Origin of the sequence: Deinococcus gobiensis I-0 (genome assembly GCF_000252445.1) — a bacterium.
GTDB classification, from domain to species: Bacteria; Deinococcota; Deinococci; order Deinococcales; family Deinococcaceae; genus Deinococcus; species Deinococcus gobiensis.
In genome coordinates this window covers 318246-339202 of record NC_017805.1, presented here as the reverse complement: position 1 = coordinate 339202, position 20957 = coordinate 318246, and the positions used below count along the sequence as shown (strand labels likewise).

The following is a 20957-nucleotide window of genomic DNA, read 5'->3' as shown; positions in this document are numbered from 1 at the left end:
TTCATTTGTCGGCACTTCCTCGCCATACTGTAGTCATGAAACTTTCAGCCGCGCAGATCACGCAGGAGCAGGGCGCGTGCCGTGTGTCGCGGGACGTGGCCGACGCGGCGCGGCTGCGGCTGCTGGCCGACCTGAGCCGCGACCTGCGCCGCCCGCTGGACGAGCGCGGCGTCTGGGAGGCGGGCCTGCGCCGCGCCGCGCCGTTCTGCGGCGCGGACCGGGGCTGGGGGCTCGATCTCCGGGGCCGGGTGCTGCTGGGCCGGGGCGCGCCGCCCCCCGAGCTGCACGACTGGCTGGCGCAGGGGGCGCAGGCCCGCCACACGGAAGAGCCGCGGCCGGAAACGCCGCACCCGGTCGACGCGGCCGAGCCCTGGACCGAGGCGCGGCCCCTGGCCGCCGGAGCCGCGCTGCGCGTGCCGGTCAGCGCGGGGGCGCGGGTGCTGGGCAGCCTGGTCCTGACCGGCCCCGAGCTGCGCGACCTCGGTCCCGAGGACCGGACCGCATTGGACGTCCTGGGCGCGCAGGTGGGCGCGGCGGCGCAACTGCTGAGGCTCTCGGCCGAACTGGCGCGCTCGGTGCGGCCCCCCCTGCTGCGCCGGGCGGCGCTGCGTACCCGCGCCGGCCGCCTCAGCCCCGACAGCGCCCTGCTGACCACACGGGAGCGCGAGGTGCTGACGTTAGTCTCGCGCGGCCTGAGCAACCCCGAGATCGGGGCGGCCCTGGGCATCCGCGCCGGGACTGCCAAGATCCATGTCGAGCGCATCCTGAGCAAGCTGGGGGTGGCCGACCGCATGGGCGCGGCGGCGCTGGGGCTCTCGCTGGGCCTGATCGACGCCTGAGCGGTTCCCCAGACACGGGCACGCGGGTCCGGGGGCGCAGGCTCGGGCATAGTGGGGCGCATGTCCGTCCTGAAACTGAGCAGTGAACCCTGGGGCCGCAGCCCGGCCGGTCACGACGTGCGGCGCTTCACGCTGGCCTCGCCCACCGCCGAGGTCCGGGTCATGACCTATGGGGGCGTCATCACCGGGGTCCGCACTCCCGACCGCCAGGGCGTGTGGAACGAGATCACGCTCGGTCACGACACGGCCGCGCCCTACTTCGACCGGGCCACGGCGTCCTTCTTCGGCGCGCTGGTCGGCCGCTACGGCAACCGCATCGAGGCGGGCCGCTTCGTGCTGGACGGCGAGACCTTCACCCTGCCCCGCAACGACGGCCCCAACACCCTGCACGGCGGGCCGGAGGGCTTCGACCAGCACGACTGGGCCGCCGAGACGCGCGAGGACGAAGCCGCCCTGAGCCTGACCCTGACCCGCCGCAGCCCAGACGGCGAGCAGGGCTTTCCCGGCGCGCTGGACGTGTCGGTCACGTACCGTCTGAGCGCCGACGGCACCCTGGACCTGCTATACCGCGCACGGACCGACCGGCCCACGGTGGTCAACCTGACCAACCATACCTACTGGAACCTTCACGGCGGGCGCGACGTGCTCGGGCATGTGCTGGAGGTCCCGGCCGAGCAGTTCGTGCCCGTGCGCGCCGACATGATCCCGGCCGGCGGGCCGGCGCGGGTGCAGGGTACGCCGCTGGACTTCCGGGACGCGCGGCCGGTCGGTGCACGTATCGGGGACGACCACGAGCAGCTGCGCCTCGCGGGGGGCTACGACCACACCTTCGTGCTGGGGGGAGAGCCGGACGCCGCAGGCCTGCGCCGCGCCGCCCACCTGCGCGAGCCGGACCGTGGCCGCACCCTGGAGGTCTGGACCAGCGAGCCGGGCGTGCAGGTCTACAGCGGCAACTTCCTGACCGGGCAGCCGGGGCGCGCGGGGCAGGCCTACACCAAGCACTGGGGGCTGTGTCTGGAAACCCAGCACTACCCCGACAGTCCCAACCGTCCGGAGTTTCCGTCCACCCGCCTGGACCCGGGCCAGGAATACCGCTCGCACACCCGTTACCGCTTCGGTGTCGCCGGAGACTGACCCCAGGACCGGCCCCCCGCCGGCCGCCTTCCGGCGGGCGTACTACACTGGGGCCACAATGAACAAAGAATATGCAAGCGCGGCCGACGCGCTGCGCGGAGCCGTGCAGGACGGGCAGACGGTGGCGGTGGGGGGCTTCGGGCTGTGCGGCATTCCCGAGGCCCTCATCCTCGCCCTGCGTGACAGCGGCGCGCGCGACCTGACGGTGGCGAGCAACAACGCGGGTGTGGACGACTTCGGGCTGGGTCTGCTGCTGCGCACCCGCCAGATCCGCCGCATGATCTCCAGCTACGTGGGCGAGAACAAGGAATTCGAGCGCCAGTACCTCGCCGGCGAGCTGGAACTCGAATTCACCCCGCAGGGCACCCTGGCCGAGCGCCTGCGGGCCGGCGGCGCGGGCATCCCCGGCTTCTACACCCGCACCGGCGTGGGCACGGTCGTCGCCGAAGGCAAGGAGCACAAGGAGTTCGGCGGCCAGACCTACCTGCTCGAGCGGGGCATCGTGGCCGACCTCGCGCTCGTCAAGGCCTGGAAGGCCGACCGCGCGGGCAACCTCGTGTACCGCAAGACCGCCCAGAACTTCAATCCGGTGGTGGCGACCTGTGGCCGCCTGACGGTGGCGGAGGTCGAGGAGATCGTGGAGGTGGGCGAGCTGGACCCTGACCACATCGTTACGCCGGGGATCTACGTGCAGCGCGTGGTCCTGAACGCGCAGCCCGAGAAGCGCGTCGAGCAGCGCACCGTGCGTGCCGGGAGCGCCGCGTGAGCTGGTCGCGCGACGAGATGGCGGCCCGCGCGGCGCGGGAGCTGCGCGGCGGCATGTACGTGAACCTGGGAATCGGGCTGCCCACGCTGGTCGCCAACCACATCCCGGTGGGCATGGACGTGACCCTGCAATCCGAAAATGGCCTGCTGGGGATCGGGCCTTTTCCTGCCGAGGACGAGGTGGACCCGGACCTGATCAACGCGGGCAAGCAGACGGTGACGGCGCAGCCGGGCGCGAGCTTCTTCTCGAGTGCCGAATCGTTCGCCATGATCCGGGGAGGGCACGTGGACCTCGCGATTCTGGGGGCCATGCAGGTGAGCGAGCGCGGCGACCTCGCCAACTGGATGATTCCGGGCAAGATGGTCAAGGGGATGGGCGGCGCGATGGACCTCGTGGCCGGGGTACGGCGCGTGGTGGTACTCATGGAGCATGCGGCGCGGGACGGCGCACCCAAACTGCTGCGCGAGTGCACGCTGCCGCTGACCGGTCAGGGCGTGGTGCAGCGGGTGATCACCGAACTGGGGGTGCTGGACATCACGGCTTCGGGCTTCGTCGTGGCCGAATGTGCGCCGGGGGTTCCGTTGGAAGAGCTGCGCGCCCGGACGGGGGCCGAGGTAAGGGACGCCTGAGGACCGCCGGTGTCACGTCCGTCTTTCGGAGGACGCGGTGAGAGCGGATTAATGCAAAACTAAAGTGACCTGTGTCAGAATTCGCGGCGATGCCCTGCCAAGCCGAAGTTCGCCCGCTGTCCGGAAGGTCCGAGTAATGCGTGCACGCAGCCTGCTGGCCGCCCTGACCCTGACCCTCGGGGGGCTGGCCGGCGCGGCCGGGTATACGGTCCAGACCGGCGATACCCTGTACAACGTGGCGCGGCGCAGCGGCAGCACGGTCGAGGCCCTCATGGCCCTGAACCGCCTGAGCACCAGCACCCTGCAACTCGGACAGGTGCTCACGCTGCCGGGCGGCGTCTCGGCCCTGCCGCCCCTGCCGCCGGCCGGTAGCGTGGGGACCGTGGCGCAGCCGGGGCCGGCGGCGGTCCAGCCTGCCGCGCAGGTGCTGGGTCCGGCCCCCCAGACGGCCCCGGTGGTCCTCTCGGCCACGCCCATCCGCGCGCCGCAGCGCCCGACGAGTACGCGCCTGGAGCGCGGCCTGTTCACGCCCTCGCGGCTGCCGGTCGCCGCAGGCCCGACCCTGCGCGCGGCCTCGACCGGCGGGGGCTTCGGGGCGCGGCCCCAGAGTGTGTACCTCCAGGTGGGCTACGAGGCCCAGACCTTCAACAACTGCGGTCCGGCCAGCGTGGCGAGCGTGATGCGCGCTTTCGGGAAGCAGGTTTCGCAGCGCGACTACCAGCAAGTCCTGCGGCCGACCGGCGGCTACACCCAGACCCGCGACGTCTCCGACCTGCTCGTGCGCCAGGGCTTCCGGGCCCCGCTGCGGCGCAGCGGCACGGTCGAGGCCATCAAGGACGAGCTCGCGGCCGGGCATCCGGTCATCGTGTTGCAGTACCACAGCGTCTACGGCAAGACCCCTCACTTCCGCGTGGTGCGCGGCTACGACGAGACGCAGGGCATCCTGATTATGAGCGACTCGATCAGCGGCCCCAACGTCGCCCTGACCGAGCGCGACTTCGACGTGCTGTGGGACATGCAGGGCCGGCAGTACATCCCCGTCAGCCGGGGCTGAGGCGAGCAATACGGCGGGGAGGGCAGGGAGGCGACGGTGCGGCGGCCGTCGCCCCTCTTTTTATCCGGTCCCCAGAGCATCCCTGAGCGGACACAATTGACGCGCACGTAAATTCCGGCCTATGCTGCCCTCACATTCCAACCTGTGGAGGCAAACGATGGCCCTGAAGGAACTCTTCGACCTGTCCGGCAAGACGGCGCTCATCACCGGCGGCTCGCGTGGCCTGGGACTCCAGATCGCCGAGGCGCTGGGCGAATACGGCGCGCGCGTGGTCCTGACCGCCCGCAAGCAGAACGAACTCGACGAGGCCCTGGCGCATCTGGGCGGCCTGGGGATCACGGCGTCGGTGTACGCCAACGACCTGGGCGATTTCGCGTCGCTGGACCCGCTCGTCGGGCGCGTCGTCTCGGAGGTGGGCGAGATCGACATCCTGGTCAACAACGCCGGGGCGACCTGGGGCGCGCCGACGGTCGAGCACCCGCTCGACGCCTGGATGAAGGTCATGAACGTCAACCTCAACGGCACCTTCGTGCTGACCCAGAGTGTGCTGCGCCGCTGCATGCTGCCGCGCGGCTGGGGCCGGATCATCAACGTGGCGAGCGTGGCGGGCTTGCAGGGCAACGACCCCGGCATGACCCCCACGCTGGCCTACAACACTTCCAAGGGCGGCCTCGTGAACTTCACGCGTGCCCTGTCCTCGGAGGTCGCGGCGCGCGGCGTGACGGTCAACAGCATCTGCCCCGGCTACTTCCCGACCAAGATGACGCGCGGCACGCTGGCCTACGGCGAGCAGGCCATCCTGGACCACACGCCCATGCGCCGTCTGGGCGGCCCCGAGGACCTCAAGGGGCTGGCGCTGCTGCTCGCCAGCGACGCCTCGACCTTCGTGACCGGCCAGAACATCGCCGTGGACGGCGGCGTCAGCGCGGTATGAGCGTGCAGCCGTGACCCCCGAAGAACTGCCCGCCCACATCGGGCAGGAGATCGCCCGGTCGGCCTGGGTGCCGGTCACGCAGGAGCGTGTGAACGCCTTCGCGCAGGCGACCGGCGACCACCAGTTCATCCACGTGGACCCCGAGCGGGCGGCGGCCGGTCCCTTCGGCGCGCCCATCGCGCACGGATTCCTGACCCTGTCGCTGCTGGCGGGCGAATTCTCGGTGCAGGGCGGCGGCGTGAAGATCGAGAACAGCCGCCTGACCGTGAACTACGGCCTGAACAAGGTGCGCTTCGTCGCGCCCGTGCGCATTGGGGCGCGGCTGCGCAACCACGCCGTTCTCCAGAGCGTGGAGCCGGGACCGGACTACGTGCAGATCACCGTGCAGAACACCATCGAGATCGAGGGCGAGGCCCGGCCCGCCTGTGTGGCCGACAGCATCTTCCGGGTGTACCTGTGAAGGTCCGCCTGTGTCCGGAGGCATTCCTATGACCCTATTCGACGTTTCACCGCGCACGGCCGAGCTGCGTGGGCGGCTGCTGGCGTTCATGGCCGAGCACATCTACCCCAACGAGCAGGAATTCGAGCGCCAGCGCAACGAGGGCAACCGCTGGGCGCATATCCAGCTCATCGAGGACCTCAAGCCCAGGGCGCGCGCCGAGGGCCTGTGGAACCTCTTTCTGCCGCCCGCCAGCGACCCGGACGGCGCGTTCGGGCCAGGCCTGAGCAACCTGGAATACGCGCCCCTGTGCGAGATCATGGGGCGGGTGTGGTGGGCCCCCGAGGTCTTCAACTGCGGCGCCCCCGATACCGGCAACATGGAGGTGCTGGCCCGTTACGGCACGCCCGAGCAGCAGTCGCAGTGGCTCGTGCCCCTGCTGAACGGCGAGATCCGCTCGGCCTTCTCGATGACCGAGCCGGACGTGGCGAGCAGCGACGCGACCAACATCCAGTCGAGCATCGTGCGTGACGGCGACGAGTACGTCATCAACGGGCGCAAGTGGTGGTCGAGTGGGGCGGGCGACTCGCGCTGCAAGGTCAGCATCTTTATGGGCAAGACCGACCCCGGCGCCGAGCGTCATCTCCAGCAGTCCATGATCCTGGTGCCGCTGGACGCGCCGGGCGTGACCACCGAGCGTCCCCTGACCGTGTTCGGCTACGACGACGCGCCGCACGGCCACATGCAGATGACCTTCAAGGACGTGCGCGTGCCCGCCAGCAACCTGCTGCTGGGCGAGGGCCGGGGCTTCGAGATCGCGCAGGGGCGGCTGGGGCCGGGGCGCATCCACCACTGCATGAGACTGATCGGGCAGGCCGAGCGGGCGCTGGAACTGATGGTGGCCCGCGCGGGGCGCCGCGTGGCCTTCGGCAAACCGCTGGCGGCGCACCAGCACGTGCAGGAACTCGTCGCGCAGAGCCGCATGGAGATCGATCAGGCGCGGCTGCTGACCATGCACGCCGCGCACATGATGGACACGGTGGGCAACAAGGAGGCGCGCGGCCAGATCGCGGCCATCAAGGTGGTCGCGCCCAACGTCGCCCTGAAGGTCATCGACCGGGCCATCCAGGTGTACGGCGGCGAGGGCGTCTCGCAGGACACGCCTCTGGCGATGATGTACGCCCAGGCCCGCACGCTGCGCCTGGCCGACGGCCCCGACATCGTGCATGTGGGCACCGTCGCCAAGGAAGAATTCCGTCGCCAGGGCCTGGATCTGCGGAGCCGAAAAGTCGAAACCCGGCTTGGGGACAAGGCGTAGGGACAAGGAGTGAGCGGGGTGCTGCCGCAGTTTCCGTATTACGCTGACCCGATCGGTGATGAGCGGATCGTGCGACAGGACATCACCTGTGGTGTTTGCGGTCTGGCCAGAACGTGGGCCTATGTCGGCGGGATCTACGCACAGGAGAAGCCGGAAGCCCTCTGTCCGTGGTGTGTGGCAGACGGTCAGGCGGCAGCCAGATACGACGGACAGTTTCAGGATGCTGATTTCTCGGAAGAAGCCAGTGCCGAGAGCGTCTTGGCAGTCCTGCGGCAGACCCCGCGCGTCGTGATCTGGAATCCCATCTTCTGGCCTGACCATTGTCATGAATGCTGTGTGTATCTCGGCGTTCTCATTCCATCCGAGTCCCCTGAATTGGCAGCGGCTTCCGATGTTGTGGCCGAGGCGCAGGCTTTAGCGCGAAACATCTCTAAACAGTGGGACGCCAAGGACATATTGGAATGTGCCGAGAGCGGATCAATGACCGTACATCTCTTTCAATGCCGTCAATGTGGAATCCACAAGCTCTCACTGGACGGAACCTGAATCAAGGAAGGTATCTATGGACTTCAACGGTAAAGTGATCGTCGTGACCGGCGCGGCCTCGGGCATCGGGCTGGCCCTCTCGACCCGTTTCGTGCAGGAGGGGGCCACTGTGGTCGCCTCCGACCGCAACGCCGAGCTGGGCGCGCAGAAGGCCGCTGAGATCGGCGCGCGCTTCGTGGCCGCCGACATCGGGCAGGAGGACGGCGTCAAGGGCCTGATCGACGACGTGCTGGCGCAGGAAGGCCGCATTGACCTGTTCTGCTCGAATGCGGGCATTGCGGTCGGCGAGGGGCCGGAAACGCCCGACAAGACCTGGGACCTGATCCACCGCGTCAACGTGATGAGCCACGTCTGGGCCGCGCGCCACCTGCTGCCGCACATGCTGGGGCGCGGCGAGGGCCACCTGCTGAACACGGCGTCGGCGGCGGGCCTGCTCACCGAACTGCACTCGGCGCCCTATGCGGTGACCAAGCACGCGGCCCTGGCCTTCGCCGAGTGGCTGGCCGTGACCTACGGCGACCGGGGCATCCGGGTGTCGTGCCTGTGCCCCGAGGGCGTCTGGACCCCCATGATCCAGAACGCGCCGATCCTGCAACAGACCGCCATCAGCACCGACGAACTCGTCGAGAAGACGCTGGAGGTGCTGCGCCGCGACGGATTCCTGGTCACCACGCATCCGACCACCCTCGTCTCGTTCCAGAACAAGGCTGGCGACTACGACGGCTGGATCGGCAAGATGCGCCGCCTGCGCGTCAAGGCGATGGCGCTGATCGCCGGGCACGGCGGGGCTTCCGCCGGAGCCGCCCCTACTGGCCCGGTTCAGGGCGGAGAGCAGGGGTGAGCCAGCCCGACGCCGCCCCGGTGCGCCCCGGCGAGGAACTGCCGCTGGAGGCGCTGCGCGAGGCCCTGCGCGGCAAGGTCGCCGGAGACGTGGACGCGCTGGAAGTGCGGCAGTTTCCGGGCGGCTTTTCCAACCTGACCTACCTGCTGCGGATGGGCGATACCGAATACGTGCTGCGCCGCGCGCCGCTGGGGCCGGTCGCCAAGGGCGCGCACGACATGGCCCGCGAATTCCGGCTGCTGGAGCGGGTCAGTCCGGTGTTCCCGGCGGCCCCCCGGCCCGCGCTGCTCGTCGAGGACGTGGCGGTGCTGGGCGCGCCCTTCTACCTCATGGAGCGGCGCCGGGGCGTGGTCGTGCGGTCGCGGCTGCCCGGCGAGTACGCGGCGAACCCGGACGCTCCCCGGCAGCTCTCGGAGGCGCTGGTGGATACGCTCGCGGCTCTGCACGCGGTGGATATCGGCGCGGCGGGCCTGAGCGACCTGGGCCGCCCCGAGGGCTTCAATCGCCGTCAGGTCGAGGGCTGGGCCGGGCGCTGGCGGCGCGCGCGTGATCTGCTGAAGGATTCGGGCGACCTGCCCCCGCCCGCCGAACTGCGCGACGAACTGGTCATCGCGTGGCTTGAGGCCCACACGCCGCCCGAGAGCGCGCATACGCTGGTGCACAACGACTTCAAGCTCGACAACCTGATGTTCGCCGAGGCCGACCCCGCGCACGTCACCGCCCTGCTCGACTGGGAGATGACCACCCTGGGCGATCCCCTGGCCGACCTGGGCCTGAGCCTGACCTATTGGACCATGCCCGAGCAGCCCGGCGGCGCGCGCAGCCGCGTGGGGGCCGCCGCCAGCGACCGGGGCTTCCTGACCCGCGAGGAATTCCTGGCGCGCTACGCCGAGCGCAGCGGGCGCGACGTGGGCAACGTGGCGTGGTACGAGGTGCTGGGGCACTTCAAGCTCGCGGTGATCGTCCTCCAGATCTTCGCGCGCTACCGCGCCGGCCAGACCCAGGACCCCCGCTTCGCGCCGCTGGCCGCCCAGGCGGCGTGGCTCATCGGGGAAGCGTGGCGGCGCGTCGCAGAGGGTGCGGAGGGCGACGACGCGGCCTTCCAGCCGGCCGATGAGTGAACTCGTCCTGATTCGCCACGGGCAGGCGACCCCCTTCGAGGCCGACACCGACCGCCTCTCGCCGCTGGGCGAGGCGCAGGCCCGCGCGGTGGGCGAGCGCCTCGCCGCGCTGGTCACTGTGCCCACCCATGTCCTGCACGGCCCCCTGGTGCGCCAGCGCCGCACGGCCCTGCTCGCGGCCGAGGCTGCCGGTGGGGCAGGCAACTGGCCCGCCCCCCGGGAGGAGCCCCGGCTGGCCGAGTACGACGGCGACGGCCTGATCCGCACGCTCTCGCCCCTCTACGCCGCCCGCAACGCCGAGTTCGCCGCGCAGGTGGCGGCCTTCCGGGCGCGGCGGGCCGAGGGTGGCCCCGAGCGCAACCGGGCCTTTCAGGGCCTGCTCGAAACGCTCGCAGGTGCGTGGCAATCGGGCGACGTGACCCACCCTGAGGTCGAGGGCTGGGCCGACTTCCGCGCGCGGGTGCGCGCGGCCCTGACCGATGTGCTGGCCCTGCCCTCCGGCAGCACGGTGCTGGCCTTCACGAGCGGCGGCGTGATCGGGCTGGCGGTCGCCCTGTGCCTGGACGCGCCCGACGCGGCGGCCCTGAAGCTCAACTGGCGCGTGAAGAACGGCAGCCTGACCCGCCTGACCTTCGGGGGCGGGCGCGTCAGCCTGGACACCTTCAACGAGACGGCCCACCTGCCCGGCGACCTGTCGAGCTGGCGCTGAGGCGGATACCGGGGAGGGGAGAGGGCGGCCCGCCGCACGGAAGGAGGCGGGCCGAACACTCGACCGGAAAGAGGCCCGCCGTCCGACTCGCCGTTCGGACCTTTCCCACTGTTCCGGCGCCATGCTCTGCCCAGACCGCCGTCCCATCTGAAACCGCTTTCAGGGCTATACTCCGCACATGATCCGCAACGTCACCCTGGCAGAAGTGGCCCGCGAGGCCGGGGTGTCCCCCAGCACCGTCTCGCGCATCCTGAACGGCACCGCCCGCGTGAAGGGCGACAAGGAACAGTCGGTGCGCCGCGCCATCGACCTGCTGGGCTACCGGCCCAACGCCTTCGCGCGCGGGCTGGCGACCGGGGCGTCGGGCAGTATTGGCGTGCTGACCCAGGACATCGCCAGTCCCTTCTACAACGACGCCCTGAGCGGCATCGAACGCGGGCTGATGGGCAGCGGCTATTCGCCCATCATCATCAGCGGGCACTGGCGCACCGACGAGGAGGAGCACGCCGTCGAGCTGCTGCTCGCGCGCCGGGTCGAGGCCCTCATCGTGCTGGGGGGCCAGTTGCCCGACCAGGAACTGCGCGACCTCGCCGCGCGGCTGCCGGTGGCGGTGCTGGGACGGCCACTCGACCTGAGCGAGTACGGCGGGGCCAGCCTCGCCCTGAACAACCGCCAGGCGTCGCGCGACCTCGTCACGCACCTGCTCGACCGGGGCCACCGGGTCATCGGGCACATCATGGGCCTCGCCGACCAGGAAGACGCCCAGGAGCGGCTGGGCGGCTACCGTGACGCGCTGGAATCGCGCGGGGTGGCCTACGTGCCCTCGCTGGTGGTGCAGGGCGATTTCCGCGAGCCCTCGGGCCTCATCGGCATGCAGCGCCTGCTCGCGGCCCACCCCGACATCACGGCCGCGTTCTGCGCGAACGACCAGATGGCCTACGGGGCACGGCTGGCGCTGTACCGCCTGGGCATCCGCGTGCCCGAGGACGTGTCGCTCGTGGGCTTCGACGACCTGCCGGGGTCGTGCTACACCACCCCGCCCCTGACCTCGGTCCGGCAGCCGATGGAGGAGATGGGGCAGTGGCTCGCCCGCTTCGTGCTGGGGCGGCTGCTGGGCGAGGACGTGCCCACCTTCAATCCCCGGCTGGAGTTGCAGCTGCGCGAATCGGTGGCCTCCCGCCGCCCGTGAAACCCGTTTCAGAACGGCCCGGCTCCCGAGTGGACCGGGTCGCTTCCGTCTGACCGGACGTCCCGACACAAACCCACCGGGGACTGGAAGCCTTTCCGCCCACCCGGCCGCTTCTTCTGGCTCCGAGGGAGAGAGGGGGGCCGCCCCTAAGTCGTTCTGGAACGATTTAGCTGTCAGGAAGCTGAAAAGGCTTTCTTGACAACGCTTTCAGAAGGTCTTAAGCTCTCGTCAAGCTCAACCCAAGTGTTCCGCCGCGCAGACATCCGCGTCTGTGTGCTTCTGCCCTGGCCGCCGGTCTCCGGTCGGTCTCCGCCGGCCGCCTGCCCGGCAGGCCCCTTTTCACTCCCGATTTCGGAGGTTGTTCCTATGCGCAAACTGCTCATGGTGTCGCTCGCGCTCGTCACGGCCGCTGCTCTGCCCACGGCCTCGGCCCAGACCAAGAAGACCATCACCATCGGCGTCTTCCCCGACCTCGACAGCGTGGTCAAGGCGGCGCTGCCCGGCTTCTACAAGCTGTACCCCAACGTGACGGTCAAGGTGAACTCGCTGGCCTACGCCGACCACCACACCGCGCTGACCACCGCGCTCTCGACCGGCAAGGGCGCGAACGACGTCGAGGCGGTGGACTTCGGCTACATCGCCAAGTTCGCCGAGGGCAACGGCCTGGTGGACATCGCCAAGGCGCCCTACAACGCCGCGCAGTACCGCTCGCAGTTCGTGGCCTACACCTACCCGCAGGCCATGACCCAGGACGGCCGCATGGTCGCCATGCCCACCGACATCGGCCCGGGCGCGATGTTCTACCGCTCCGACATGCTCAAGAAGGCGGGCGTGAGCGCCACCGCCATGAACCAGAGCTGGGAGAGCTACATCGCCAACGGCAAGAAGGTCGTCGCCGCCAACCCCGGCAGCTTCCTGATCCCCGACGCCGGCGAGGCCGCCCAGATCATCATCCGCACCGGCCTGAAGTCCGGCGAGGGGCTGTACTTCGACAAGACCGGCAAGGTGCTCGTCGGCCCCGACAATGCCCGCTTCGTGCGCGCCTTCACGGTCGCCAAGCAGATCCGTGACGCCAAGCTCGACGCGCGCGCCGGCTCGGCCTTCTCGCCCGACTGGACCACCGCCTTCCAGAAGGGCAACCTCGCCACCGAGTTCTCGGGCGCGTGGCTCGTGGGCCACATGCAGAACTGGCTCGCCAAGGACTACAGCGGCAAGTGGGCCTCGCAGAACCTGCCCGGCGGCACCTTCGCGAGCTGGGGCGGCTCCTTCTACGCCATCCCGCAGCAGAGCCAGAACAAGACCGAGGCCTGGAACCTCATCAAGTACCTCACGACCAACTCGGCCCAGCAGGTGCTCGCGTTCAAGACGACCGGCGCCTTCCCCGCGCTGCGCTCGGCCGCCAACGACAGCATCTTCAACGAGGGCGTGGCCTACCTGGGCGGCCAGAAGGCCCGCATCCAGTGGCGTCAGGCCGCCCTGAAGATCCAGCCGCTCGACGTCAACCGCCTGGACCCCATCGCCGAACAGATCGTGAACGACTCGCTGGCGACCGTGCTCGACGGCAGCAAGGACGTCAACACCGCGCTGACCGAAGCCAACCGCCTGATCGCCCGCCGCGCGCGCTGAGCCGCGCCGGGGCGCCGGGGGGAGGTGGGGCGAGTCGTCGCCTCCGGCCTCCTCTCCCGGCGCTTCTTCTTTTTCCTGGCGGCCCTTCGTTCCGGCCGCGTGGCACACGCCGCGCAGGGGAGACCGACACATGATCGCAAGTCCGAAGACCACGTCCGGTTCCCGGCCTCCGCGCCGCGCGGGCGGCTGGGCCGAGTTCCAGCGGCGGTACGCGCCCTACATCTTCATCAGTCCCTTTTTCGTCCTGTTCTTCATCTTCGGGCTGTTCCCGATCCTGTTCAACGCCTACCTGTCGTTCCAGGAATGGCAGCCCGGCACCGGCCTGGGCGACATGAAGTTCGTGGGGTTCCGCAACTACACCGACAACCTCACCGACCCGACCTTCTGGCTGTCGCTGAAGAATACGGCCGTGCTGGCGGTCCTCTCGGGCCTGCCGCAGCACCTGCTGGCGATTCCGCTGGCCTTCGCGGTGTACGGCGGCCTCAAGAAGCTCCAGAACCTCGTGACGGCCGTGTACTTCCTGCCGTACATCACGTCCATCGTGGCGATCTCGGTGATCTTCTTCACGCTGTTCTCGTGGCAGTACGGGGTCATCAACGCGGCGCTCAACGCCCTGCACAACATTCCCCTCATCGGCGGGCTGTTTCCGGCCGACAAGATCAACTGGCTGGGCGAGAAGGAGTACGTGCAGCCGTCCATCGCCCTCGTCGTGATCTGGCGCTACACCGGCTGGAACATGCTGCTGTACCTGTCGGGCCTCCAGGCGATTCCCAAGGAACTGTACGAGGCGGCCTCGGTGGACGGCGCGACCGGCTGGCAGAGCTTCCGGTACATCACGCTGCCGCTGCTGCGCCCGATCATGTTCGTGGCCGTGACCCTGAGCCTCATCGGCGGGCTGCAACTGTTCGAGGAACCGTTCATCCTGACCAACGGCGGGGGCGGCGCGGGCCAGGCGGGCCTGACCACCATCATGTACATGTACCGCACCTACGCGAGCTACTCCGACGCGGGCGTGGCGGCGGCGATGTCCTGGCTGCTGTTCCTGGTCATCGGCGCCCTCACCCTGATCAACAACCGTCTGTTCGGCCGCAGCGGCATGGCCGGAGGCAACTGAGATGACGACCGTTTCTCCCTCTGCCGGGCAGCCCGAACAGGCGCGCCCCGCCCCCGCACGCGGCTTCCTGCCGGGCCTGCCCCGCTTCGCCGCCTACCTCCTCATCGCCGTGGGGGCCGTGCTGACCATCGCGCCCTTCTATTTCATGTTCGTGTTCGCCACGCACAGCCGCACCGAAATCTTCCAGCTGCCCCCGCCCACCTGGTTCGGCGACAACCTGAGCGCCAACTACCAGAGCCTGATGGACCGCGTGCCCTTCTGGCGCAACCTCTGGAACAGCCTGTATCTGGCGGTCATCACCACGGCCACCACACTGTTCTTCTGCACGCTGGCCGGGTACGCCTTCGCCATGTATTCCTTCAAGGGCCGCAACGCGCTGTTCGGGCTGCTGCTGGCGACCATGCTCGTGCCGGGCACCCTGAACATCGTGCCCTTCGCCCTGATCATGCAGGCCCTGGGCTGGATCGACACGCCGCGCGCCCTGTGGATTCCGGGCATGGCGAGTGCGTTCGGCATCTTCCTGATGCGCCAGTACATCGGCTCGGCCATTCCGCGTGAACTCGTCGAGGCCGCGCGCATCGACGGCGCGACCGAGTTCGGCATCTTCCGCAAGATCATCGTGCCGCTCACCGGCCCGGCGATGGCGACCCTGGGCCTCGTGACCTTCGTGCAGTCGTGGAACGGCTTCCTGGGGCCGCTCATCATCTTCCGCTCGTCGGAGACCTACACCGCGCCGCTGGCCCTGCGCACCCTCCAGGGCATCGCCAACACCGACTGGGGCGCCCTGATGTGCGGCGTGGCCCTCACCGTGGTGCCGCTGCTCATCCTGTTCGCCATCGCCTCGCGCCAGCTCATCGAGGGCCTGACCGCCGGGGCCACCAAGGGCTGACCGGCCGTCCGCAGGCGCGACCTCCACCGAATTTCCGTCCTTTCAAGGAGCCTGACCATGACCACCCTGACCACCCCCACCGGCCCCCGCACCGCCGAGGCCGCCAGCCGCCTGACCCGGCGCGACTTTCCCCAGGGCTTCACCTTCGGCGTCGCCACCTCGTCCTTCCAGATCGAGGGCGCGACCTCCGAGGACGGGCGCGGCCCGAGCATCTGGGACACGTTCTGCCGCGAGACCGGGCGCATCCGCGACGGCAGCAACGGCGACGTGGCCTGCGACCACTACCACCGCTGGGAAGAGGACCTCGACCTCATCGCCTCGCTGGGCGTGGACGCCTACCGCTTCAGCGTGGCGTGGCCGCGCATCCAGCCCACGGGCAGCGGTCCGGCGCTGACGGCGGGCCTGGACTTCTACGACCGCCTGACCGACGGCCTGATGGCGCGCGGGGTCGAGCCGCACGTCACGCTGTACCACTGGGACCTGCCGCAGACCCTTCAGGACGCGGGCGGCTGGGTGAACCGCGACACGGCCCACCGTTTCGCCGAGTACGCGGGCATCGTGGCGGAGCGGCTGGGCGACCGCGTGCGCAGCTACGCCACCCTGAACGAGCCGTGGTGCAGCAGCATCCTGAGCTACATGATCGGGGAGCACGCGCCCGGTCTGCGCGACCGCCGCCTCGCGCTGGCCGCCGCCCACGGCCTGCTGCTGGGGCATGGTCTGGCCGTGCCCGAAATCCGCTGCCACGCGCCCGGTTCGCAGGTGGGCATCGTCCTGAACCTCACGCCCCAGACCCCGCGCAGCGAGGCCCCGGCCGACGTGCAGGCCGCGCGCCTGGCCGACGGCATGGCCAACCGCCTGTTCCTCGATCCTCTGCTGCGCGGCGAGTACCCGCAGGACGTGTTCGCGGCGGCGGGCGACGACGCCCCCGTGGTGGAGCCGGGCGACCTGGAAACCATCGGTGCGGCCTGCGATTTCATGGGCGTGAACTACTACTCGCGCGGCGTGGTGGGCGAACAGGGCAGTGCCGTGCCCGAGGACGCGCCCGTGACCGACATGGGCTGGGAAGTCTACCCGCAGGGTCTGACCGAACTGCTCGTGCGCCTGAAGACCGACTACGCCAACCTGCCCCCGCTGATGATCACCGAGAACGGCTCGGCCTACGCCGACCGCCTGGAGAACGGGGCCGTGCACGATTCCGAGCGCGTCGCCTACCTCCAGACGCACCTGGGCGCCCTGCTGGACGCCGTGCAGGCCGGGGTGGACCTGCGAGGGTACTTCGCCTGGAGCCTGATGGACAACTTCGAGTGGGCCTGGGGCTACGAGAAGCGCTTCGGGCTGGTGTATGTGGACTACGCGACCCAGGAGCGCGTCCTGAAAGACAGCGCCCTGTGGTACCAGGCGTTCCTGGGCAAGCGCTGAACCCGGCCGGAGTGGGCGGGGCGTCCCGGGAAGACCGGGGGGCTCCGCCCCGTCCTAGGGGCGCGCCGCCCCCAAGCCTGAGCCTGAGTCCGACCCGCCCCCCAGGAGGCCCCCCATGAAGCTGTCCCCCAAGTCCCTGCCCGCCCAACCCCTGAAGCGCCTGTCCCTGGCCTCCCTGCTGGGGGCACTGCTCCTGAGCGCCTGCACCGCCCAGACCTCGCCCGCGGCCCAGACCGTCTGGAGCGACGAATTCGGCGGTACGGCCCTGGACGCGGCCAAATGGACCCCCCAGATCGGCAACGGCATCATGTCGGGCACCGAGTACGTGCCCGGCTGGGGCAACAACGAGCTGGAGTACTACACCGGCCGCCCCGAGAACGTGCGCGTCGAGAACGGCGAACTCGTCATCACGGCGCGGCGCGAGAGCTACAGCGGCCCGGCGGGTAGCGTCACCGCGGCCTTTCCCTGGACCTCGGCGCGGCTGCGCACGGCGGGCAAGTTCAGCCGCGCCTACGGCAAGTTCGAGATCCGCGCCAAGTTCCCGCGCGGCAAGGGGATGTGGCCCGCCATCTGGATGCTGCCCGAAGAGCCCAGCCCCTACGGCACCTGGGCGGCCAGCGGCGAGATCGACATCGCCGAGGGCTGGGGCAGCAAGCCGAACAACGTGGCCCACACCATCCACTACGGCGGGCAGTGGCCCAACAACGTCTATTCGGGCACGACCGTCGAGTACCCGAACGGGGGCGCGGCCGACGGCTGGCACACCTATACCCTGGAGTGGACGCCCGGCGTGCTGAAGTGGTTCGTGGACGGCCAGCTCACCCAGACGAAGACAAGCTGGTGGGGGGCGAAGGGGGCCCCGCCCTCGGGCGACGCCGACCTGTACCCCTGGCCCGCGCCCTTCGACCGGCCGTTCCACCTGCTGCTCAACCTCGCGGTGGGGGGCAACTTCGACGGCAACCCCGACGCCACGACCCCCGACACGGCCGAGATGCGCGTGGACTACGTGCGCGTGTGGGCCCTGCCCGGCGAGACGGCCAGCCCTGGCCCGCGCTCCGAGACGCGCTTTCCCTGGACGCCGGTCCCGGCCCGCGCCGCGCAACCGGACGGCAACCTCGTGTACAACGATTCCTTCGAGTGGCCCGACAGCGACCCCCGTGTAAGCGCCGACGCGACGCACCTGGACGGCGTGCCGCAGTCGGCCTACTGGACGCTGTACAAGAGTGATGGGGCCGTGACCCTGAGCAGCGACGCGGCGCAGGGCCGGGCACTGAAGGCCGACATCACCGCGCCCGGCAGCGTGAACTACGCCGTGCAGGTGCGCCAGGACGGCCTGAACATCGAGGCGGGCAAGAAGTACGAGGTGAGCTTCGACGCCTGGGCCAGTGCGCCGCGCTCCATGATGGTCAAGGTCGGCGGCGGCCAGGACCGGGGCTTCGCGGCCTATTCGGGCGAGCAGACGGTCGCGCTGGGCACCGAGAAGAAGCGCGTGACCCTTACCTTCGACATGAAGGGCATCACCGACGCGGCGGCACGCCTGGAATTCAACCTCGGGAACGCCGGGGCCAACGCCGTGTGGCTCGACAACGTGTCGGTGCGCGCGGTGGGTGAAGTGGCCGGCGCGCGGCCCCCCGCAGCCGACGGCAACCTGCTGTACAACGCGGCCTTCTCGCCTACCGTCACGGGCGACCCCGGCATTCCCGGTGTGGCGGGCAGCGCCTACTGGTCGGTGTGGGAAAACGGTGCGAGCGGCCTGACCCCCAGCGTGCAGGACGGGGCCGTCTCGCTGAAGGTCGCGCACGTGGACCCGGCCAACAACTGGCACGTGCAGCTCAACCAGGTGAACGTGCCGCTGGTCGCCGGACAGAAGTACACCCTGCGCTTCACGGGTCAGGCCGACAGCGCGCGCCAGGTGGGCGTGGTCGTGGGCGAGCAGGGGGGCAGCTACGCCCGCTACCTCGACGCCAGCGCCGAGCTGACGGCGACGGGCAAGGAATACACGTACACCTTCACCTCGCCGGTCACGAATCCCAGCGCGCAGCTTCAGCTCCTGGGGGCGTCGGGCAAGGCGGGCGACGCCTACACCCTGACCTTCCGCGACTTCCGCCTCGTTCCCTCCAACTGACCCGCCGCAGGGCCGCCTTATGGCGGCTTCACGGTTCCCTCACGTTCAGGGCCGTTCCGAATGCCCTCTATAGAGTGGAAAAGACATGCCTGGTCCCGAACGATCCTTACCCTCTGCCGGCAGTTACGGTCCGCAACACGGGTCCAGGTCCTGCGACTGCCACGCCCTGGACCCCGATCTCTCCCCGCCCACCGGCCTGGCGGTCCGGGCCGCCTCGCCCTATCTGCGCCGCAAGCTCGGCGTGGCCCTGCACGCCCTGGACTGGGAGGCCGAGTGGCGGGGCGAGGCCGCGCTGCTGACCCCTGCGGTTCCGGAGCGGCTGCGGACGCTGCTCGAGGCGTTCTCCCCGACCGAACGCCCCGAACTCTCGGCCGCGCCCTGGGACGGCGCGGAGGTGGACCCCTGGCAGGCCGCGCCGCTGGAGCGCTGGGTCCGGCGGCTCCTGAGCGGCTGGTTCACGGCGGCCAGTCAGGCGCTGGAGTTCCATATGCAGCCGGTGGTGGCGCTGGCGAGCGGGCAGGTCTACGGCTACGAGGCGCTGGTGCGCGCCCGCTGGCAGGGCGACCTGATCGGGGCAGGCGCGCTGCTGGACGCGGCGGCGGCCCGGGGGCAACACCGCGCCTTCGACGCCCTGGCCCGGCGCACGGCCATCCGGCAGGTGTACCCTCAGCTCGCGCCGGAGCAGGTGCTGTTCATCAACTTCGCGCCGGGCGTGGTCTACGACCCCAACATCTGCCTGCGCACCACCTTCGAGGCCTGCCGGGAGGTCGGCGCGGATTTCGGACGGCTGCTGTTCGAGGTCACCGAGAGCGAGAGTTTTCCCGACCTCAAGCTGCTCGCCAGCATTCTGGAACGCTACCGGGCCGAAGGCGCGCAGGTGGCCCTGGACGACCTGGGCGCGGGTCACACCAGCCTCACCTACCTCGCGGCGCTGCGTCCGGACCTCGTGAAACTCGACCGCGACCTGATCCGCAACCTGCACGGCGACGACGCGCGGGTGCCGCTCGTGGAGGCCCTGATCCGCTACGCCCACGACCTGGGCATCCGGACGGTGGCCGAGGGCGTCGAGACGGCGCAGGAACTCCGGCTGGTGACCGAGCTGGGCGCGGACTACGCGCAGGGCTACCTCCTGGGCCGGCCCGCGCCCTCTCCGGTCGGCCCGGCCGGGTCCTGAGGGGCCGGGGCGGCCTACCCGGGGCGGCGCGCGTCTATGCTGGGGCGCGATGAGTGCCCCCGCCCTTCCGGCCGCGCCCCTGAACCTCCTGAGCATCCAGTCGTGGGTCAGCTACGGCCACGTCGGCAACGCCGCGGCCATGTTCCCGCTGCAATGTCTGGGTATCGAGGTCTGGGCCGTGAACACCGTGCAGTTTTCCAACCACACCGGCTACGGGGCGTGGACCGGCGCAGTGTTCGCCCCCGAACTCGTGGCCGAGCTGCTCGACGGCATCGAGGCGCGTGGAGTCCTGCCGGGCTGTAGCGGCGTCCTGAGCGGCTACATGGGCTCCGAAGGCACCGTCGCGGCGGTGGTTGCGGCCGTGTCGCGCGTGCGGCAGGCCAGCCCCGGCGCGCTGTACTGCTGCGACCCCGTGATGGGCGACGTGGGGCGCGGCGTGTTCGTGCGCCCCGAGCTGCCCGAGCTGATCGGCGCGCAGGCGATTCCGGCGGCCGACATCGTCACGCCCAACCAGTTCGAGCTCGAACTCCTCACCGGCCGCAGGGTGGACACGCTGGAGCACGCCCTGGAGGCGGCGCGCGCCCTGCGGGAGCGCCTGAACCCCGGCGGGCCGCGCATCGTGGTCGTGACCAGTCTCGTGCGGCAGGACGCGCCCGCAGGCGTCATCGAGACGCTCGCCGTGACGGGCGAGGGCGCGTGGCTGTGCCGCACGCCGCTCATCGACCTCGACCCGCCGCGCAACGGCACCGGGGACGCCATCGCCGCGCTGTTTTTCGGTCAGTATCTGCGGACCGGGGGCGACGTGGCCCGCGCCCTATCGCTCTCGATGAGTGCGCTGTACGCCCTGCTGGACCTGACCCACCGTCTGGGCACCCGCGAGATCCAGCTCGTGGCTGCGCGGGACGAGTACGCCGCGCCGGGCCGGGTCTTCGGGGCCGAGCAGGTCGGCTGAACTGGATTTCGGGGAGAATGCCCGGCCGGGGCGGCCGGGCAGAGGAGCCGTTCCCCGCTTCCCCGGCCAGCCTGCCCGCTCCGCTGGGGCCAGCCTGCCGTGCCCAGAACTCGGGAAGAAGATACCGGGGCACGCCTTT

At 70.3% G+C, this 20957-nt stretch carries 20 protein-coding genes; all 20 read left to right on the top strand.

The genetic code is table 11. The annotated features are described in order from the left end of the window. Nucleotides 1-35 precede the first annotated feature (35 nt). The 20 genes from DGO_RS21315 (at nt 36) to pdxY (ending at nt 20818) form a co-directional block, all read left to right on the top strand. Complete coding sequence (locus DGO_RS21315) at nt 36-839, top strand: response regulator transcription factor (RefSeq protein ID WP_014695700.1); 804 nt, start codon at nt 36-38, stop codon at nt 837-839. A 60-nt stretch (nt 840-899) separates the two neighbouring features. Then, nucleotides 900-1973: an aldose epimerase family protein gene (locus DGO_RS16470; protein WP_014695699.1), complete on the top strand. Its 1074-nt coding sequence runs from the start codon at nt 900-902 to the stop codon at nt 1971-1973. Nucleotides 1974-2031: 58 nt separating this feature from the next. After that, on the top strand, nt 2032-2739 hold the full coding sequence (locus tag DGO_RS16465) for a CoA transferase subunit A (protein WP_014695698.1): 708 nt from the start codon (nt 2032-2034) through the stop codon (nt 2737-2739). Continuing rightward, nucleotides 2736-3368, top strand: a complete 633-nt coding sequence (locus DGO_RS16460) for a CoA transferase subunit B (RefSeq protein WP_043804196.1) — start codon at nt 2736-2738, stop codon at nt 3366-3368. The genes DGO_RS16465 and DGO_RS16460 overlap by 4 nt, the downstream gene beginning before the upstream one ends. A 136-nt stretch (nt 3369-3504) precedes the next feature. After that, nucleotides 3505-4422, top strand: coding sequence for a LysM peptidoglycan-binding domain-containing protein (locus DGO_RS16455; RefSeq protein WP_014695696.1), 918 nt, complete (start codon nt 3505-3507; stop codon nt 4420-4422). Between the two features lie 157 nt (nt 4423-4579). Then, entirely contained in the window at nt 4580-5356 is a 777-nt protein-coding gene (locus DGO_RS16450; protein ID WP_014695695.1) for an SDR family oxidoreductase, read from the top strand. Nucleotides 5357-5366: 10 nt separating this feature from the next. Continuing rightward, nucleotides 5367-5816 (top strand): MaoC family dehydratase, encoded by a 450-nt coding sequence (locus DGO_RS16445; protein ID WP_043804194.1) that lies wholly within the window; start codon nt 5367-5369, stop codon nt 5814-5816. Nucleotides 5817-5844: 28 nt separating this feature from the next. Then, nucleotides 5845-7113 (top strand): acyl-CoA dehydrogenase family protein, encoded by a 1269-nt coding sequence (locus tag DGO_RS16440; protein ID WP_014695694.1) that lies wholly within the window; start codon nt 5845-5847, stop codon nt 7111-7113. A gap of 9 nt (nt 7114-7122) precedes the next feature. Beyond that, complete coding sequence (locus tag DGO_RS21840; RefSeq protein WP_083847384.1) at nt 7123-7659, top strand: CbrC family protein; 537 nt, start codon at nt 7123-7125, stop codon at nt 7657-7659. Between the two features lie 16 nt (nt 7660-7675). Continuing rightward, nucleotides 7676-8500 carry an SDR family NAD(P)-dependent oxidoreductase gene (locus DGO_RS16435; RefSeq protein ID WP_014695692.1) on the top strand — a complete coding sequence of 275 codons (825 nt, stop codon included), beginning with the start codon at nt 7676-7678 and terminating at the stop codon, nt 8498-8500. Beyond that, nucleotides 8497-9621: a phosphotransferase family protein gene (locus DGO_RS16430; protein ID WP_043804192.1), complete on the top strand. Its 1125-nt coding sequence runs from the start codon at nt 8497-8499 to the stop codon at nt 9619-9621. The genes DGO_RS16435 and DGO_RS16430 overlap by 4 nt, the downstream gene beginning before the upstream one ends. Further along, entirely contained in the window at nt 9614-10330 is a 717-nt protein-coding gene (locus tag DGO_RS16425) for a histidine phosphatase family protein (RefSeq protein ID WP_014695690.1), read from the top strand. Before DGO_RS16430 ends, DGO_RS16425 begins: the two co-directional genes overlap by 8 nt. 178 nt (nt 10331-10508) lie before the next feature. Continuing rightward, on the top strand, nt 10509-11519 hold the full coding sequence (locus DGO_RS16420; protein WP_014695689.1) for a LacI family DNA-binding transcriptional regulator: 1011 nt from the start codon (nt 10509-10511) through the stop codon (nt 11517-11519). Between the two features lie 366 nt (nt 11520-11885). Continuing rightward, complete coding sequence (locus tag DGO_RS16415) at nt 11886-13145, top strand: ABC transporter substrate-binding protein (protein ID WP_014695688.1); 1260 nt, start codon at nt 11886-11888, stop codon at nt 13143-13145. A 130-nt stretch (nt 13146-13275) separates the two neighbouring features. Beyond that, complete coding sequence (locus DGO_RS16410; protein WP_014695687.1) at nt 13276-14259, top strand: carbohydrate ABC transporter permease; 984 nt, start codon at nt 13276-13278, stop codon at nt 14257-14259. Between the two features lies 1 nt (nt 14260). Next, a complete protein-coding gene (locus DGO_RS16405) occupies nt 14261-15148 on the top strand; it encodes a carbohydrate ABC transporter permease (protein WP_014695686.1) in 888 nt (295 codons plus the stop codon). Nucleotides 15149-15205: 57 nt separating this feature from the next. Further along, nucleotides 15206-16567, top strand: a complete 1362-nt coding sequence (locus DGO_RS16400; protein ID WP_014695685.1) for a GH1 family beta-glucosidase — start codon at nt 15206-15208, stop codon at nt 16565-16567. Nucleotides 16568-16682: 115 nt separating this feature from the next. Continuing rightward, nucleotides 16683-18692 carry a carbohydrate binding domain-containing protein gene (locus DGO_RS16395; RefSeq protein ID WP_014695684.1) on the top strand — a complete coding sequence of 670 codons (2010 nt, stop codon included), beginning with the start codon at nt 16683-16685 and terminating at the stop codon, nt 18690-18692. Between the two features lie 85 nt (nt 18693-18777). Then, nucleotides 18778-19866, top strand: coding sequence for an EAL domain-containing protein (locus DGO_RS16390; RefSeq protein ID WP_083847383.1), 1089 nt, complete (start codon nt 18778-18780; stop codon nt 19864-19866). 49 nt (nt 19867-19915) lie between these two features. Then, a complete protein-coding gene (gene pdxY / locus DGO_RS16385; RefSeq protein ID WP_014695682.1) occupies nt 19916-20818 on the top strand; it encodes a pyridoxal kinase in 903 nt (300 codons plus the stop codon). The last annotated feature ends 139 nt before the right edge of the window (nt 20819-20957 follow it).